Genomic DNA, 16774 nt, shown 5'->3' on the forward strand with positions numbered 1-16774 from the left:
TATCTATTAAATAGACGACAACTAGGCTTTGTATTTTACAAAAATATTATATAGATATATGAAAAAAATATCGTAAATAATTGTTAAGAATTACAGTTTAAATACTTTAACATTGTTAAAACCTTGCTCCATTAAATAAAGTGCTTGTAGTTTACTCATCACGCCTTTAGCACAATACAGTAAATATTGCTTCGATTGATCTAAATCACCAAATTGAGTTGCCAATTTATAAAATGGTATAAGCTTAACTTCAACATTTTCGATTGCAAGTGGATACTCCTCTTGCTCTTCAGGCGCTCGAATATCAATGATAACGTGATTATCTTCTAATGTGGTAACAGTATCAACCTGAGTAATAGTATTATTAGTTTGTTTAGCTATTTCACGAATATCAATATTTTCAGCTTCTTCAACAGCCTTATCTAAAATAGCAAAATCAAAATTTTCCTCTTCAGCTTCTATTTTTTCTTTAACTGCTTTTACCGTTGGACTTTTCGATATGACACCACAAAATTCAGGCATAGTCTTAGCAATATCTTCAGTGCCTATCTGACGAGCTAGATTAATTATCGTTTCTTTGTCATGGGTGATAAGTGGGCGTAAAATTAATGTATCACTGACATTATCGATTAAACGCAAATTAGTTAAGGTTTGACTTGATACTTGACCTAACGCTTCGCCTGTAACCAGAGCTTCAACATTATAACGCTGTGCAACTTTAGAGGCTGCGCGAATCATCATTCGTTTTAAGATAACCCCCATCTGGCCATCATCAATTTTTTCCAAAATCTCGCCAACAACATCTGAAAAGTCAATGGCAATAAAACGAACTTTATGAGAACTTCCAAATCTATCCCACAAATAATGAGCCATCTGTTTCACGCCAATTTCATGGGTTTTGCCACCTAAATTGAAAAAGCAATAATGGACTCGACAGCCTCGTCTGATCAGCATATAGCTAGAAACACCAGAATCAAATCCACCAGAAATAAGAGAAATGACATCTTCTTGTGTTCCGGTTGGGAAACCACCTATTCCGGCATGCCGTTCTTTAACTAGTAGAAGTTTATCTTTATCAATCTCAAGATTAACCGTAATATCTGGACGAGTTAATTTGACTTTAGAGGTCGCAACATGTTGATTAAGACCACCACCGACATAACGCTCTACCTCAATTGAGGTAAATTCGTGCTTACCTCGTCGTTTAACTCTTACACAAAAGGTTTTATTCTCAATTAAAGGCGCATAGTGATTAAACGCTTTTTCATAAATATCATGTAAATCGGTAAAAGTAAGTTCTTCAACCACTAAAATATGATGGATACCAGGAATTCTTGTTAATAGTTCTAAAATTTGATTTTCGCTATTTTCAATTTTAGGGCGAACTTCAATAAAATCCCAATGACGAATAACTGCAACATCATTAATAGCATTTTTTAAAATATTACGAATATTGCTAGTAAGAATTTTAATAAAACGTAAACGAACAGACTCGCTTTTGATGGTAATTTCAGGGAAAAGTTTAACTATAAATTTCATACAACTGCATTAGCCAAGAATAAAAATGGCGACATTATACTGATTTTTCCCCTAAAAACGTACAATTGATTATGATAAATACAGAAAATAATAAAATATACTTGCTTGTTGCTCACTCTTTCGCTAATATTTCGCATCAATAAATTCTGTTCTATAACATAAAAATTGACAGGTTGAAATGTACGAACTTTTAATTATAGGTTATTTATTTATCGCACTTGCGATAATCGTTTTAGTGCTAATTCAGCGCGGTAAAGGTGCTGACATGGGCTCATCTTTTGGTGCTGGCGCTTCTGCAACTTTATTTGGTTCATCAGGAAGCGGCAATTTTCTAACTCGCACAACAACAATACTTGGTGTGTTATTTTTTGTGTTAAGCATTATTTTATCAAATCTTGGCAGCGCAAAAACCACAACTTCAAGTGATGAGTTTAAAAATATTGGAGATAGTGCTCCTGCGACTACGCAACAAAATACCGAAAGCACTAGCGGTAATGGAGACGTAATTCCAACTACTGATCCTGTTATTCAACCACAAAAGATTAATCCTACATCCGATATTCCAGAATAAAAACGGCGCCGTGGTGGTGAAATTGGTAGACACGCTATCTTGAGGGGGTAGTGCTCTAAGGGCATGCGGGTTCAAGTCCCGCCCACGGCACCAATTCAATATTCATTAACATTCTTTTAAATCCTTTAAAACACATCAAAACCAACAAATACAAGGCTTAAAGCCTATTTTGTTATTCATTTTAATCTAAGAAAGTATCTTTACCATGCTTATGTCGAATACATCTGCAACACAGGGTTAAGCAATCCCCTATCCCTTACCCAGTTCGGTACATCTTTAAGTTACGCATTAAACGAGAACGGCAAGCAATACATGAAGAAGCGCTTTACAGTAGGGGTTAAAACTAATTTAGAACTTAATTTAAACGCTAGTAAAGACTGGTTACCTAAAGCAGAAGAGCCTATCTAAAGCTAATTATTTATTAATGTTTAAACCGCCTTGATTGGCGGTTTTTTTGTATAGTACGAATGTTGAGTTAAAATATAGACCGTACATGGCGACTATTTAGCAATATAAATTTTAATATCATTTTGTTCATTATAAATTAAATAACAAAATTGGCTGTTATTTTCGTATTTATGCTTTGACCCAAATCGGGGCTACTGTTGGTCCTTGTCCAAGGAAAAAGGCAAAATGAATATTCATTGCACCAATAGGTTCAATAAAACGACTATTACACAAAGAACCAGCGTCAATCGGTTCAAATCCAATTGAATTAGCAATGTTTGATACAACGGTTTTCGCGTTATCATCATCAGAAGCAATAAAAACTTGCAAAGTTTGTTTTGTTCGTGCTGATGTAGGTAATAATTGAGCAAAGATAGTATTAAATGCTTTTACGATTTTCGCCTTTGGTGCCAATGCTTGAATTTCTTCTGCGCCTGATGTGACATGCCCAATCAGTAACTCTTTAAAGTCTTGCGTAACTGGGTTAGTGATATCAATTAATATTTTATCGGTTAAATCACCACAAGAGAGTAATACCTCTTTTACGGCTTGATAAGGTAGTGCTAAAATCACCATTTCGGCTGATTTTACCGCGGTTTCAATACAACCGCTTTCAGCGCCTATATTTTTTGCGAGAGTCTGAGCTTTTGCTGAGTTTCTGCTTGCAATTACAATATCATGATTTGTTGTGGCAAGTACATTTGCAAGTCCTGTCCCCATATTTCCTGTTCCAATAATAGCAATTTTCATTTTTATCTCCTGTTTATGAATGAATTGATAAAACTATACAATAGAAATAAAAAGTGATAAATTTCAGTTATATTTCATATTTAAAAACAAATTGTTTCTAATGGATAGATTAACTTCTATGTCTGTTTTTGTGAAAGCCGTTGAATTAGGCTCATTTTCGGCTACAGCGAACGTATTTAATATGTCACCACAATTAGTCGGTAAACATGTCCGAATGCTTGAAGAACACCTAAATGTTCGTTTGTTAAATAGAACAACTCGTCACCAGAGCTTAACCGAAGTAGGACGTGCATTTTATGAACGTGCCAAAAATATTCTTGCCGAAGTTGAAGAGTCAGAAGCGATTGCAGCACAAATTAATGCCATACCTCGAGGGCGAATTAAGATTAGTGCACCAACAACATTTGGCACTCATGCATTAGCACCTCAGTTACCCGAGTTTTTAAGCACTTATCCAGAAATTTCCATTGATTTATCACTTACTAATCGTATTGTTGATTTAATTGATGAAGGATTTGATTTAGTTTTCAGAGTTGGCGAATTACCTGATAGTGGATTAATTGCAAGGAAATTAAAACCTTACCAGTTGATTTTGTGTGCTGCCCCTTTATATTTAAAATCCTCACCACCGATTAATTCACCAAAAGATCTTAAATATCACGAATGTTTAGGTTTTTCTCACACAACATTACAAACTCATTGGCAATTTGAGGGAGCTGAAGGTCATTTTTCTGTACCTGTATCAGGGCGATTCATGACCGACAGTGGTGATGCACTATTACCAGCAGCCATTGCAGGATTAGGTATTATGTTACAATCAGCCGAAATGGTGACACCAGCAATAGAAAAAGGACTGTTAGTTCATCTTTTACCTGATTATCATGTACCAACCCGACCCATGCATATTCTTTATGCATCAAATCGCCATGTTTTACCTAAACTAAGATGTTTTATTGATTTTTGTATTAAAAAATTTGGTGAATGTGAACAAAGTTAGAAATCATAATAGGCTGTATAAATCGGTTACCTAAAGCAAAAGAGCCTATCTAAAGCTAATTGTTTATTAATGTTTAAACCGCCTTGATTGGCGGTTTTTTGTATTAAACAAAATAGACGCTTAAGGAAATAAACAAATATATTAAGGCTAAGGCTAAAATTACTTTGAAGTTAAGTGATAACTTTCAGTCAGTAAATCAAATATTTCTTTATCTGATAAATGTCCAGAAAGAATAATGCTGATCCAATGTTCTTTATTCATATGATATGCAGGCAAAATACCTTCTTTTTTCCTTAAAGAGCCTATATGTTCAGGTCTTGCTTTAATATCTAGAACATCAATCTCTTTATCATCTTTTAGCCCAAGTTTTGAGCCAGATACATTCATAACAATAGCATACCATTTATCACCATCCTGATGATGACGCAATACTGCATAGTTAGGTAAATTTTCCCAAAGATAGTTAGGTTCTGAATGAAAATGTTTTTTTGCATAGTTAAATAATGTTTCTCTATTCATTATAATCTCCTAAAGATGTTGGATATAGAAAATACAACTTAACTGCATTGAAGTTTATCTCATTAAGTATAACATTATAGTTATCTTGCACTAATCAAAATTATAAAAAATAAATAGTCCATTATTTAGCTAATCTAATGAAAAATTTTCACACCACTGAATTATGTACTGTTCGAATGTAGAGTTATGTATAGCTAAAATGTAGACCATACACAGTACAAACCATTATACAATAAGGCTTACAAGCAATCCTTACTCAACCTAGTTCAACTGAAATTACCCCAAATCTAGCATTAAATCGGATACCAAACAGGATATAGAAAAAGACATTAACTAAATTTTTTATTTTTATTCAAAATATTAGTTTAGTTATCCGAGTCCTATAACAGGGCTGGAAAAATATATTTCATAACTTTGCCTTAATAACGATTATAATTTTATTTCTTAAAAATTGAACAATCCTCTAAATCTTCGCATTTAAATTTAAACCCTCAACGTATTCACCACAACCCGTAATGCGGATGATATATTGCGATGTGGATAGTAGAGGTATAAAGGTGGAAAAGTATAGCTATACTCATTAAAAATGCGGATGAGTTGACCATTAGCCAGTTCCTTTGCAATCAGTTCCTCGGGTAAATAAGCAATCCCTAATCCCATTTTTGCGGCAACGAGCGTTGGATAATCATCATTTAAAATCCATTGTCCTTGTGGGGTGATTTTAACAATTTGACCTGAGTACTCAAATTCCCACTGAAAAAGATGTCCGTTGGATAAACGATAACCAATACATTGATGTTGTGTTAACTCTTGTATCGTGCTGGGAAATCCCTTTTTTTGAAAATAATCAGCCGTTGCTACCACCGCCATTTTCATAGGTTGACTAATACAAACAGCGACCATATCTTCCGCAACATCACTACCAAAACGAATACCCGCATCAAATTCTTTTGCAACAATATCAACAAAACGATTATCACTAATAAACTCAAACTGAATATCAGGATATTTGTCCTTAAAATGGGCTAATTTAGGGAGTAGTAGCGTTTCAATCACTTGTAGTCCACAGTTAATACGCACTAAGCCAGATGGTGAATTTCGATAGTGTTCAATCAGTTGAAGTTCGTTATCCATTTTAGCAAAACTTGTTTCAACAGTGCGAAATAGCTGCTCGCCAACTTGGGTAAGCGATTGCCAGTGCAACGGATAAAAGTAATAATATTACTACCATTTTATCAATCCACTTTTCATATTTTAATGCCTTATTTAATTTACTCCACACGACTTAGTGTTGCCACAAAATCCTGTTTTAAATTTGCTAATACCGTTCGGCCAGACTCAATATGACCCAATGTATACAATTGTGAATTTGTTCCTACACCTTGATAAAACAGAGCCAAATTCCCCCAAGGCGCATAATAAGTAAAATCCCCAGAAATATGAGCGGCACTTGCCATACCTTGAGTAATTAAGGGTTGTGGCAGATAAGCGATCTTCTCGGCACCAACATAATCACTAAAAGTCAGTGTTATCGGTAGTTGTGCCAGTAGCTGATGACTAGCAGGAGTATCGAGCAAATTGACAATCACTTGCTGATCGTCAATAGTCAATTTTATTTTTGCTAATGTTGTACTTTCAGTTTTTTGACTAAACGCCGAGAAACTCATCAAAAGTGTAATAAATGCGGTGATAAACAAGTTTAATTGTCGTAATGGATGTCTATTTATCATGATGATATCGCCTAGAGTGAGAATTATAATGTAATAAGATACGATTTTGATTATTTGGTGCAATCGTTTTAGGTGTGACCATAAAGGCATTAACATTACCAAGCTGCGTAGCTGTAACACTGACTTGCATTCGTTCTTTTAACGTAGGAAGTGTTTTTAATGTTTGGGCAGCAATCGTATCGACCCATTGATGCCATTCGGCATTAATTTTAGGATGATTATTCCAAAAAGTGGTGGCGCCAGAGACTAAAGTTTGTAATGCCTGACTCACTGTTGATGAATTTGGAAAATGTTGCACAGCCACTTCTGCCGTGTTCGCAAGTATTGTTTGTACAAAAGTTAGCATAAACTCTAAAGCCGTAAACTTGAATTTCATTTGTGATCCTTTTTATCTATATAAGATTGATTAAGCAAGGTTGCCTGTTGCTTTTTTATATAAACTAAAACACAAGGCGGTAATGACGGCACCCATAATACAAATAATCGTGGCCGTGATAAAAATGCCACTAACCCCTAATTGGTCAAAGGTCATTCCACCAACACCAGCCGCTAAACCAATGGAAAACTGAATCGCGGCAACCGATAATCCACCAACCAGTTCAGCTTTATCAGCAAGCGTTCGAGTGATCCACGTTGACCAACCAACAGGGATAAATCCAAACACAAATCCCCAAGCAATCACTAATGTAGTATCCATAGTCACATTATCAGAACTTAAAAACCTATATTTAATAAATAAGAGCATGGCTATAGCAGCTAAGACTAAATGAATGGCGATCATCACAGGTCTAAAAAATCGGCCAAGTAGTAAACCCGCAACAAAGGTTCCGATGCAATTAGCGATACCAAACACCAATAAAATAAGGGTTAATGGACCGGCTTGTAGTGCTAAATTGTGCTCTAAAAACGGTCGCAGATAAGTAAAAAAGAGGTGATAACCTCCATAACTAAAAATTGTACCGATAATGCCAAAAAAACACCAATTTTGCTTAAATAGGGCAAACATATTTTTAAAATTACTGCTTTCACACGGTGGTAAAGATGGTAGGGTAAGCCGTTGCCAAACTAGCGCGATGAAACTTAACGCCGCAGCAATAAAAAACACATTACGCCAACCGACTAAATGACCTAAATAACTGGCAAGAGGCAGTGAAATAATCGTTGCAACCGACACTCCGGCATAGACAATACTTAATGCTCGAGGAATATCTTTACTCGGCGCTAATTGTAATACTACAGCAGATGCCATTGACCAAAATCCGCCAACACAAATCCCTAATAGCGCTCGACCAATCAGCATAATGAAATAATTAGGCGCAACAGCAATGAACAAATTGGATAATACTAATAAAATAGAAAAAGTGAATAATACTACTCGACGATTAATATTTTGGGTCATGGGTGCGAGAACCAAACTGGTGATTACCGCAAAAATCCCCACCATTGTGACGCTTTGACCTGCTTGACCTTCAGTAATATTTAAATCTTGTGCGATAGGTGTTAATAAGCTAATGGGAATAAATTCCGCGGCAATCAAACTTGTTACCCCAATAAATAGCGAGAATATTGCTCCCCAATACGCCGTACTTGGGGAATTTAATAAGTTATCTGACATGGTTAATCCCATTATTATATTAAAGACCAATGAATTGAATGGTTATGGAATGGGTCATAGTTTAAATAGCAGCTAAAGATATGTAAATTACTTATATCTTATGGTTATTTATGCCTTAAAAGCATAGGTTAAGCTGTATTTAATATCATAATATCAATAAAAAGAAGTCATAAGAATAAGCTCAGCGAAATAGGAGGATCATTTTGCTCACTTCTATATTCAGAGGGATTTATTGAGAAAAAGCCTGTTTCATTCGCTGTAAACAGATTTCAGCTGCTTTTGAAAAAATTTGATAACGTTTCCAAACTAAGTGAATATCTACCATTAATTGTGGCTCTAAAGGTTTAAAGCAAAGATGACTATTACCAGTCGTGTTAATCAGCTTATCAATACTTAATGCATAACCCATGTTTTTTTCAACCATCAGTGAGGCATTGTAAAGTAGGTTATATGAGCCAATCACATTGAGTTTATCTAAATCACGTTTTAACCAGCGCGTAATTCGGTTATCGACTTCTTTCTGTTTAGAGATAATAAGTGGCAAGTTCCATAAATCGCTAGGTCTAATCACATCTTGATGCGCAAGTGGACTATCTTTACGCATTAACACTCCCCAAGTATCTTTTTCGGGCAATAGTAACGACTCATATTTGCTGATATTTTCCGCACCAATTAATAATCCAAAATCGAGTAAGCCTTTATCGATACGTTCTGTTACTTCATCAGCATCACCACTATAAATATGCACATGAATTTGCGGATAGTCGTGTTGTAATGCCTTAACAACCTCAGCAATTAATCCCATGGCATGGGTTTCGCCACAGCCAATATAGATATCGCCACTGACTTCCTCAGCTGAGGTTTGAAACTCTAATTCAGTTTTTTGCACTAATTCTAAAATTTCTTCAGCACGTTTGCGTAAATGCATACCTTCATCGGTTAAGGTAATTTTACGACTGCCTCGATTAAATAAGGTTTTACCCAATTCTTGCTCTAATTCAGCCAGTTGACGAGATAAGGTTGGCTGAGTCAGATGTAAATACTCAGCAGCCGCAGTGATACTTTCCTCTCTAGCAAGAGCTAAAAAATAACGTAATACTTTAATATCCAAAATAACCTCATATACAACTATTTTTTATGCTTAAAAAGTATAACAATAATTAAGTTATAGGAAAGAGGCATGTTGTTTTTATGTACAGTTCGAATGTAGAGTTATGCAGGGTTAAAATGTAGACCATACATAACGTAAACCCTTATAGAATAAGGCTTACAAGAAATGATGTATAGTATGCACAGTTTTTTATAAAATTTTATTTTAATGGGGGGTAGTTAATTTCTTTAACACTCAAATTTGGGTACCGCCTCTTTAGACAGTTTTTTACATCCGCGAAAAATCAACTTTAAATCAAAAATAAGAGAGCATTAAAAATACCCAATTTTAGGGGTCACTTTTCGTTTTAGGTATACGTTTAGGTATACGAAGTAAATTTTAAATAGATAAAACACTTTTACTAAAAAGGTTTAATACATGCTTTTCAAGTCCCGCCCACGCACCAATTCAATATTCATTAACATTTTTTTAAATCCTTTAAAACACATCAAAACCAACAAATACAAGGCTTAAAGCCTATTTTATTGCCCATTAAGTATCAGTAAGGTACATTTACAACCAAAAATAATGGGGGTATATTTGGGGGTAAGATAAATTATTGTTTTGATTGAACCAGTGATATAAATTAATAAAAGGTAACAATAATTTAACCTCACTTAAACGCTACATTGTAATTATAAAAAATGCTACCTATCTGATTATTAGATCATTTAATTATGAATAGGACTATATATTTATATTAACTACTTTATTTTTAATTCTTATAGCAATTTTAGTGTTGTTATTTTTGGAATATAATAAACTTAGACGTTTAGCTGAAAATGTTAAATAAAATCAATCGAATATATATGCGGCCGTCAAAAAAGGACATGATATCGCTCGACGAATTTCAGATATAGCTTCTAGCTATGGTGATCATGAAAAGTTGACTCATTTAAAACCGATGATGGAAAAATTTTAAGAGATACCATGGGTAGAATGGCGTCAGCGGCTAGCGAAAATGTAAAAAGAATAAAAAACAAAATCAATGATAATACAGAAGAAGATTCACCAGATAATTAGCAGAAATTAATCTCTTCTTAAAAAACTCTTCGCAGAGTTTTTATACAAATGACTAATAGGCAAAAGCATTTTAACTATCTAATTAATAATAACCTCTTTTTCCAATTCATTTGCAATAAAAAATAGTTTGCAGTAATTTTGATAATAGGCTCTAACTTTTTTAATGCTCGAGCCCATTGATTAATCATTAGTTTTGAATGATAATTTTGTAACCTTGCATGCTCATATTCATTTCCATAGCTTGATTGATTTCTTTTAATGGATAGCGATGAGAAATGAGCTTCTCAATAGGCAATTTTCTTGCTTGTGCTTCTTTTAAGAATTCACAGGCGTGTACCCAATCTTCCGCTTTGTAAGTCCAAGAGCCAACAACTTTTATCTCTTTGTTACAAATATCAAAATGCGGGTTATAATTCGCCTCACCATTATTAACAAAAAAACCAAGTTCACATAAACTTCCACCTCGACGAATATATTTCCAAATAGTGGAAGCAGCTTTTGTGGAACCAGTACATTGAAACGCCATATTAACACCTTGTTTTGACAATTTCATAACATCCTTGATACTGTCATAACTTTTAATAAAATTAATGGTGTGTTGCGCACCCAATTCTTGAGCAAGTTGCAAACGACTATCCTCACCATCAACAGCAATTATATGGCGAACGCCCATAGTTCGAATAATGGTCAATAACAACAATCCAATTGGTCCACAGCCTTGAATTAAAACTGTTGAATCATGTTTGAAATTAAAGATTTCTTTCGCTTTTTCAATTGCATGTATTACAACAGCCGCTGGTTCAATTAAGACACGTAAATCAAGGCTCATATCACTAACATTAAAAACAATTCCTCCCTTATTTATTTTGATATAATCTCCAAACCAACCATTAAAAAAATGGTTCTCACCTGGCATTAAACCAAAAATTTCACCTCCATTACATAAGTGAATTTGTTCTGGATGGTTTAAACAAATATCACACTTTCCGCAAGGACGTAAACCTGTAACGATTTTATCGCCGACAGCTAGTGGCTTACCAGTAAAGTCATGAGTAATGTTTTTACCAAGTTTTACTATTGTACCTGTTCCCTCATGCCCTAATTGAATTGGTATATAACCAAATGGATCACCCTTATATTCATGCACATCCGTTCCACATATACCGCAAGCTTCAACTTTAACGAGTATCTCATCATCATTAATATTTGGTAATGTTAATGATTTTAATTCAATTTTTTTGTTACCAGTTAATATAGCTACGTTAGCTTGCTTTGGTAGATTTTCAATATTCATTTTATGTCCTTAATCACAATTTATTCGACGATAATCAAACAATACCTAACGTGGCTAATATGATACTCATCCCAACGATGCCAATGATGATGAAATTAAAACTTACCTTTTTACTATTCATTAAATAAAAACAAAGTAATGTTGTAGTTAATGGGATAATACCAACAAATATCTGATCAAGTATGCTTTGTAGTGATAATGAAGAATTTTCACCTGAACTAATTGTTAATACAGAATTAAAAGTAACAATATTACTTGTCATTCCGCCTACCATAATTAATCCAAGGACACTTGCAGCCTTGGTCAAAATATTGATTAGGCCTGAAGCATATAATTCTTCAATATATTTAGAGCCTAATGAAAATCCAATTAATCCCAAAAAATAACGGCATGCGATAGAGGGAATATTATAAACGAGTAAAAAAACAATCGGGGCAAGAAAGCTACCTTCTTGCGCTAAACTCAGCGCAACTCCAGCGGCAACAACTCTTAAAACACCCCAAAATAGAGAATCACCGATCCCTGCAAGTGGCCCCATTAGACTTGACTTGACCGCATTGATAGATTGAGCATCAAAATCCGCTTTAACACTATTTTCTTTTTCCATGGAAGCTGCCAATCCCATTACAAATGTTGACACATTTTGCGTAGTATTAAACCAAACTATGTGTCGCGTTAACGCATCTTTTTTATCTTGTAATTTAGTGTAATAATGATTAATAAAAGGCATTAGTGAATAACAAAAACCGGAAGCGCCATGTTTAGCAAAACTAAATGGAGCGAATATCGTGAAAGAGCGAAAAAACATTTTTCTCAATAACTTTCTATCGGTAGTTGAGATTTGTTTAATTATTGATTTTAAATTACTCATGAGAAGAACTCCTCATCATCATCCATTATAGAATTCGAATTATTATTAGTGTGAAATTTATCCGACTTGAGATTAAGAATTTCATAATCTCGATAAGCGATTGCAACAGCAATAACTGTACCAATAATTGCTAATGCGATAAGTGGAATTTTGATATAAGCAACAATGACAAAACCCAAAATGTAATAAATAGAGAGCTTATTATTCCATAACATTTTTAGCAACATCGCAAAGCCGACTGCGGGTATTAATCCACCACAAGCAGCCAGACCTCGCATAATAACTTCTGGAATATTTTCGACAAAAAGTTTAACTGGAGTCGCACCTGACATAATTGCGATAAAAACAACTATCGCAAAGACAATATAGCGTAAAAACCATAATCCATAGTGCATTGCAACAATAGCTTTATCATTTCCTTCAAGTGCTAATTTATCAAAGTGACCGGCAAAAAAACTTAAAACGACACTCATAGTAGTTTCCAATAAACCACCTAACAATGCTAAAGGAATTGCTAATGTGATAGCAATTTCTACACCACCACCTGAGAGCATAGCAAAACCAGCACCGAGTACTGTACCAAAGGAAGGATTTAATGGTGTAGCACCTCCAACATTAACCGCCCCCATAAAAACAGCTTCTAGTGCCGCTCCCATTAACACTCCAGATTGCAGATCACCGAGAACTAATCCAACTAATGAGCCAACAACAATAGGCCTATCAGCCATATTTTGACCAATAAGCCAATTACCACCAAAAGTTATAAACATAACAACTGCAAGTAAAAAAGCTGACATTATCATAATACTATCCCTTTTTATGTAATAAAATTTTCCAAATTAATTACTCATTAGATCATGAAAAAGCTTTTCTGCATTATCAGGGACTATCTGATGAACAACTTTTCGATTACTAGCAAGCAATTGTTCTAAGGCAACTTGTTCTGATTTGCTAAGTAAGATCGTAGAACTCAATTTACTTTTTTCAGCTTCATCGACACCGTCAAAACGACCAACATTGGCAATGTTGATTCTTTCTATGTCATCTATATTTTCAGACAAAAACAGTGCATCACAAATTGAATTAACTAATACAAAAATGCGCATATCTTTTGCTTTTGGATTATTTATCAATTGCACAGCATCTTGCATGGATTTTATAGCGAGTTTGACATTTTCCGGGGTTGCCATTTTCAATGTCATTTGTTGAATGTGATCTTTACTTGCATGATCATTTGCCACAACAATAGCTTTAGCATTGAGTTTTTTGGTCCATACTAAGGCTACCTGACCATGAATCAATCTGTCATCAACTCTTATTTCTACTATCATAATTATTGCTCCGTATTTTTATAATTATTCCTAAAACTTCTTTTTTATTTAATCATCAAAAAATTGGTTATCTTCTAGAAGTTTCTGTGGTTGTATATTAACCAGTTGCATCTCTTGCCTCGATTGTTCGATTATTTCTGTTAGATTTTCGTCAGAAAGTTGCACATCAGTGAGGATAACTTCTAATACAAGTGGTAAATTAAATCCTGTTATTAAGTGAAAAGAATAACAACTTTTTAATTGTACAAATTTTTGATTAACACTACCGCCATTTAGATCAGTAAAAACGATTATTTGAGAATTATGTTGGTATTTTTTTAAAAAATCTTCAGCTTGAATCGTAAAATCACTCGAATCAATATAAGCATTAATATAGGTAATATCTTGTTTATCACCAATTAACATATTTATTGTATTAACAATACCTTCTGCTAATTTGCCATGGGTTACGATGAGAACTTTTATCATTAATTAGATCCTTTTAATTATAAATAAAGTTATTCAAACTAAAACTATGCATGATTATTAGAACCAAATATCAACATCTTTTTTAACGTAGCTTCACGTATCGCTTCTTTCATTGCGACAGCAACATCCGAGATACCTTTGCCTTTAACATAAAGTTGATGAATAGCTTCTAATCCAGCACAGTTAATATCAGTAAAAATATTAATTTTACTGACACCATGCTTTATACAATTTTGAAAATCGGTATCACTTAATCCTGAACCGCCATGCAAAACTAAAGGAGCTTTAACAACTTGAGCAATTTGATCTAAACGATTTATATCTAATTTAGGCGTTGATTTATAAGCACCATGAGCAGTACCAATAGCTACAGCTAAGGCATCTACTCCAGTTTGTTCAATATAATGCTTAGCTTCTAAGGGATCGGTATAGATACTATTATCTTGCTCACCATGACCTTCTGAAGCATGCTCATTAGCTCCTACATGTCCTAATTCCGCTTCAATAGAAGCACCATATTGATGAACCAATTTAGTAATATTGGCTACGCGTTTTATATTATTTTGATAACTATCAGTGGAACAGTCATACATAACTGAAGAAAAGCCTAATCTCAACGCTTCTTTAATTGCGTCTTCTGTTAATCCATGATCTAAGTGAACAACAACAGGAACTTTAGATTTTTTCGCCATAGGGATTAAAAAATAAGCTAATTCTTGTAATGTGGATATATCTAAAAAACATTCTGCAGTACCTATTATCACTGGCGATTTAGATTGTTCAGCCGCTTCAAGTACTGCTTTGGCCATTTCTAAATTTATAGTATTAAATAATCCTACTCCATACTGATTTTTTTGAGCATCTGATAAAACTTCACGTAATGTGACTAACATCCTTACCTCCAATAAAACGATATTTAAACTAGATAGTTAAAGTAATTATAAAGACAAATATTTCATTGCAAATTGCTGGCGAATATATTGATTAACAATCAAATTCGGTCATGTTAAACTTTAAAATATGATTGATATCGAGCAAATCTTAGTGATCTTGATCACAGTCATGTTGGAGGAAAGATGACCAGAGAAGATAAATTACTAAATATCATAAAAGAAAAGAATTTTGTGACAGTTAATAAACTTTGTAAGTTATTATTTATCAGTCAAGCAACTATTCGACGAGACCTTACTAAGCTCGAACAACAAGGTTTAATAAGAAGAACACATGGGGGAGCAATTTATGTTCAAAAAAGCTCGATAGAAACACCTATTACACTGAAAAATAAAGAAAATATTGAACAAAAAAGGTATATTGCTGATTTAGCCTTAGCATTTATTGAAGACGGTCAAACACTGTTTATTGAAGCTAGTAGTTCTTGCCTCTATTTGGCAAAAAGATTAAATGAAAAAAAAGGCTTAACTATACTAACAAATGGTATTACAACAGCTAACATCTTAGTTGAAGAGACCAATGCCGAGGTGTATTGTACTGGAGGTCGACTTCTACCTAAACATTTGAGCATCTGCGGTTTACAATCCTGTGACTTTATTTCACATTATCATGCTGATTTATTTTTTGCTTCATGTCGAGGACTTGATCCTGATATGGGAGCGACAGATGTTAGCGAAGCGGATTCAATGGTAAAAAAACAATTTTGTCGTAATGCAGAAAAAACAATTCTATTAGTTGATAGTAGTAAATTTAACAAAAAATTTTTCAACCAAACATTTACATTAGAAGATATTAATATCGCTATTTCAGATCAACCATTTCCTAACAGTTTAAAAAATGCATTAGAAAAAGAAAATGTTGAAATTCATTATTAGCGCATTAATATATAAAGGCTGACATACTTTATAAATGGAGTTTTTAGGTATATGACTATTAAAATTATTTAATTAATTTTTAGTAAAAAAACCCCTTTCCTCAAAATTTTTTCATTGGTAAAGTTTTCATTGGAAAAAGCTTAGTTATTTATTGTTTGATGAGTGGCTTTATAGTATTGTTTTTTAAATTTCAATAAGGCCAATTGCTCATTTAGTTGAGTTATAGTATCGATTAATATCTTTTCTTGTTGATTAATGATAGTTAGACGCTCATCCAATGTTTCATCACCTCTAAGACACAGCTTGACATAGTGTTGAACATCTTTAATTGACATATTGGCGTTACGTAAACATTCAATCAATTTTGCCCACTGTAAATCTGCATCAGAAAATAACCGTTTTTCATTTTGATCGCGTTGTAAAAATGGAAATAGATTAAGTGAGTCATAATACCTAAGCGTGTGGGCTGACAAGCCTAATAGTTTTGCTGCTTTAGTCACCGAGTATTTAGGTGTTTGGTTTAATTCACCATTTTGTGCAATTGATGCAATACAATCATTTATATTTACCATATTTATACCCATGTTTTCATAAAAATCAATTAAATAGATTAGCAAGTATGATAATTTGGCTAAACTTGACT

The 16774-nt window shown here is 33.8% G+C and carries 19 protein-coding genes and 1 tRNA gene; 5 read left to right on the forward strand and 15 right to left on the reverse strand.

Translation table 11 applies throughout. The features are described 5' to 3' along the window. Positions 1-90: 90 nt before the first annotated feature. Entirely contained in the window at positions 91-1539 is a 1449-nt protein-coding gene (gene thiI, locus H3U96_RS04710) for a tRNA uracil 4-sulfurtransferase ThiI (RefSeq protein ID WP_086353904.1), read from the reverse strand. A 178-nt stretch (positions 1540-1717) separates the two neighbouring features. On the opposite strand from thiI, the gene secG reads away from it, so the two are divergent. The 3 genes from secG (at position 1718) to H3U96_RS04725 (ending at position 2518) form a co-directional block, all read left to right on the forward strand. After that, positions 1718-2110, forward strand: coding sequence for a preprotein translocase subunit SecG (gene secG, locus H3U96_RS04715; RefSeq protein WP_034901097.1), 393 nt, complete (start codon positions 1718-1720; stop codon positions 2108-2110). Between the two features lie 7 nt (positions 2111-2117). Further along, a tRNA-Leu gene (locus H3U96_RS04720) sits at positions 2118-2203 on the forward strand. An 81-nt stretch (positions 2204-2284) separates the two neighbouring features. Beyond that, positions 2285-2518 carry a primase-like DNA-binding domain-containing protein gene (locus H3U96_RS04725; RefSeq protein ID WP_081298780.1) on the forward strand — a complete coding sequence of 78 codons (234 nt, stop codon included), beginning with the start codon at positions 2285-2287 and terminating at the stop codon, positions 2516-2518. A gap of 168 nt (positions 2519-2686) precedes the next feature. Here the strand turns inward: H3U96_RS04725 and H3U96_RS04730 are convergent, their stop codons facing one another. Then, the gene (locus H3U96_RS04730) at positions 2687-3328 is read right to left on the reverse strand and encodes an NADPH-dependent F420 reductase (RefSeq protein WP_335340516.1); all 642 of its coding nucleotides are present in this window, start codon (positions 3326-3328) and stop codon (positions 2687-2689) included. A 79-nt stretch (positions 3329-3407) separates the two neighbouring features. On the opposite strand from H3U96_RS04730, the gene H3U96_RS04735 reads away from it, so the two are divergent. Then, positions 3408-4304: a LysR family transcriptional regulator gene (locus tag H3U96_RS04735; protein WP_081298781.1), complete on the forward strand. Its 897-nt coding sequence runs from the start codon at positions 3408-3410 to the stop codon at positions 4302-4304. Between the two features lie 159 nt (positions 4305-4463). Here the strand turns inward: H3U96_RS04735 and H3U96_RS04740 are convergent, their stop codons facing one another. The 12 genes from H3U96_RS04740 to H3U96_RS04795 form a co-directional block, all read right to left on the reverse strand. Beyond that, positions 4464-4823 (reverse strand): MmcQ/YjbR family DNA-binding protein, encoded by a 360-nt coding sequence (locus H3U96_RS04740; RefSeq protein WP_037489287.1) that lies wholly within the window; start codon positions 4821-4823, stop codon positions 4464-4466. A gap of 483 nt (positions 4824-5306) precedes the next feature. Further along, positions 5307-5957 carry a LysR substrate-binding domain-containing protein gene (locus H3U96_RS04745; RefSeq protein ID WP_198195763.1) on the reverse strand — a complete coding sequence of 217 codons (651 nt, stop codon included), beginning with the start codon at positions 5955-5957 and terminating at the stop codon, positions 5307-5309. Positions 5958-6094: 137 nt separating this feature from the next. Next, positions 6095-6553, reverse strand: coding sequence for a cyclophilin-like fold protein (locus tag H3U96_RS04750; RefSeq protein ID WP_198195765.1), 459 nt, complete (start codon positions 6551-6553; stop codon positions 6095-6097). Next, positions 6543-6929: a hypothetical protein gene (locus H3U96_RS04755; protein WP_198195767.1), complete on the reverse strand. Its 387-nt coding sequence runs from the start codon at positions 6927-6929 to the stop codon at positions 6543-6545. Before H3U96_RS04755 ends, H3U96_RS04750 begins: the two co-directional genes overlap by 11 nt. 30 nt (positions 6930-6959) lie before the next feature. Next, the gene (locus H3U96_RS04760) at positions 6960-8168 is read right to left on the reverse strand and encodes an MFS transporter (protein WP_198195769.1); all 1209 of its coding nucleotides are present in this window, start codon (positions 8166-8168) and stop codon (positions 6960-6962) included. 229 nt (positions 8169-8397) lie between these two features. Next, positions 8398-9279, reverse strand: a complete 882-nt coding sequence (locus H3U96_RS04765) for a LysR family transcriptional regulator (protein ID WP_065577686.1) — start codon at positions 9277-9279, stop codon at positions 8398-8400. Between the two features lie 1249 nt (positions 9280-10528). Further along, positions 10529-11635, reverse strand: a complete 1107-nt coding sequence (locus tag H3U96_RS04770; protein ID WP_086357416.1) for a zinc-binding dehydrogenase — start codon at positions 11633-11635, stop codon at positions 10529-10531. A gap of 34 nt (positions 11636-11669) precedes the next feature. Then, positions 11670-12506 (reverse strand): PTS system mannose/fructose/sorbose family transporter subunit IID, encoded by an 837-nt coding sequence (locus H3U96_RS04775; protein ID WP_034902271.1) that lies wholly within the window; start codon positions 12504-12506, stop codon positions 11670-11672. Continuing rightward, positions 12503-13309, reverse strand: a complete 807-nt coding sequence (locus H3U96_RS04780) for a PTS sugar transporter subunit IIC (protein WP_065577688.1) — start codon at positions 13307-13309, stop codon at positions 12503-12505. Before H3U96_RS04780 ends, H3U96_RS04775 begins: the two co-directional genes overlap by 4 nt. Before the next feature lie 36 nt (positions 13310-13345). Further along, positions 13346-13837 carry a PTS sugar transporter subunit IIB gene (locus tag H3U96_RS04785; RefSeq protein WP_065577689.1) on the reverse strand — a complete coding sequence of 164 codons (492 nt, stop codon included), beginning with the start codon at positions 13835-13837 and terminating at the stop codon, positions 13346-13348. Positions 13838-13885: 48 nt separating this feature from the next. Continuing rightward, positions 13886-14305 (reverse strand): PTS sugar transporter subunit IIA, encoded by a 420-nt coding sequence (locus H3U96_RS04790; protein ID WP_065577690.1) that lies wholly within the window; start codon positions 14303-14305, stop codon positions 13886-13888. Between the two features lie 44 nt (positions 14306-14349). Then, positions 14350-15198 (reverse strand): class II fructose-bisphosphate aldolase, encoded by an 849-nt coding sequence (locus tag H3U96_RS04795; RefSeq protein ID WP_065577691.1) that lies wholly within the window; start codon positions 15196-15198, stop codon positions 14350-14352. Positions 15199-15381: 183 nt separating this feature from the next. On the opposite strand from H3U96_RS04795, the gene H3U96_RS04800 reads away from it, so the two are divergent. Further along, on the forward strand, positions 15382-16131 hold the full coding sequence (locus H3U96_RS04800) for a DeoR/GlpR family DNA-binding transcription regulator (protein WP_065577692.1): 750 nt from the start codon (positions 15382-15384) through the stop codon (positions 16129-16131). A 140-nt stretch (positions 16132-16271) separates the two neighbouring features. On the opposite strand, the gene H3U96_RS04805 is transcribed toward H3U96_RS04800, so the two are convergent. Then, on the reverse strand, positions 16272-16703 hold the full coding sequence (locus H3U96_RS04805; protein ID WP_065577693.1) for a MerR family transcriptional regulator: 432 nt from the start codon (positions 16701-16703) through the stop codon (positions 16272-16274). Positions 16704-16774 lie beyond the last annotated feature (71 nt).

Source organism: Gilliamella sp. M0364, from assembly GCF_016100565.1.
Lineage (GTDB): Bacteria > Pseudomonadota > Gammaproteobacteria > Enterobacterales > Orbaceae > Gilliamella > Gilliamella apis.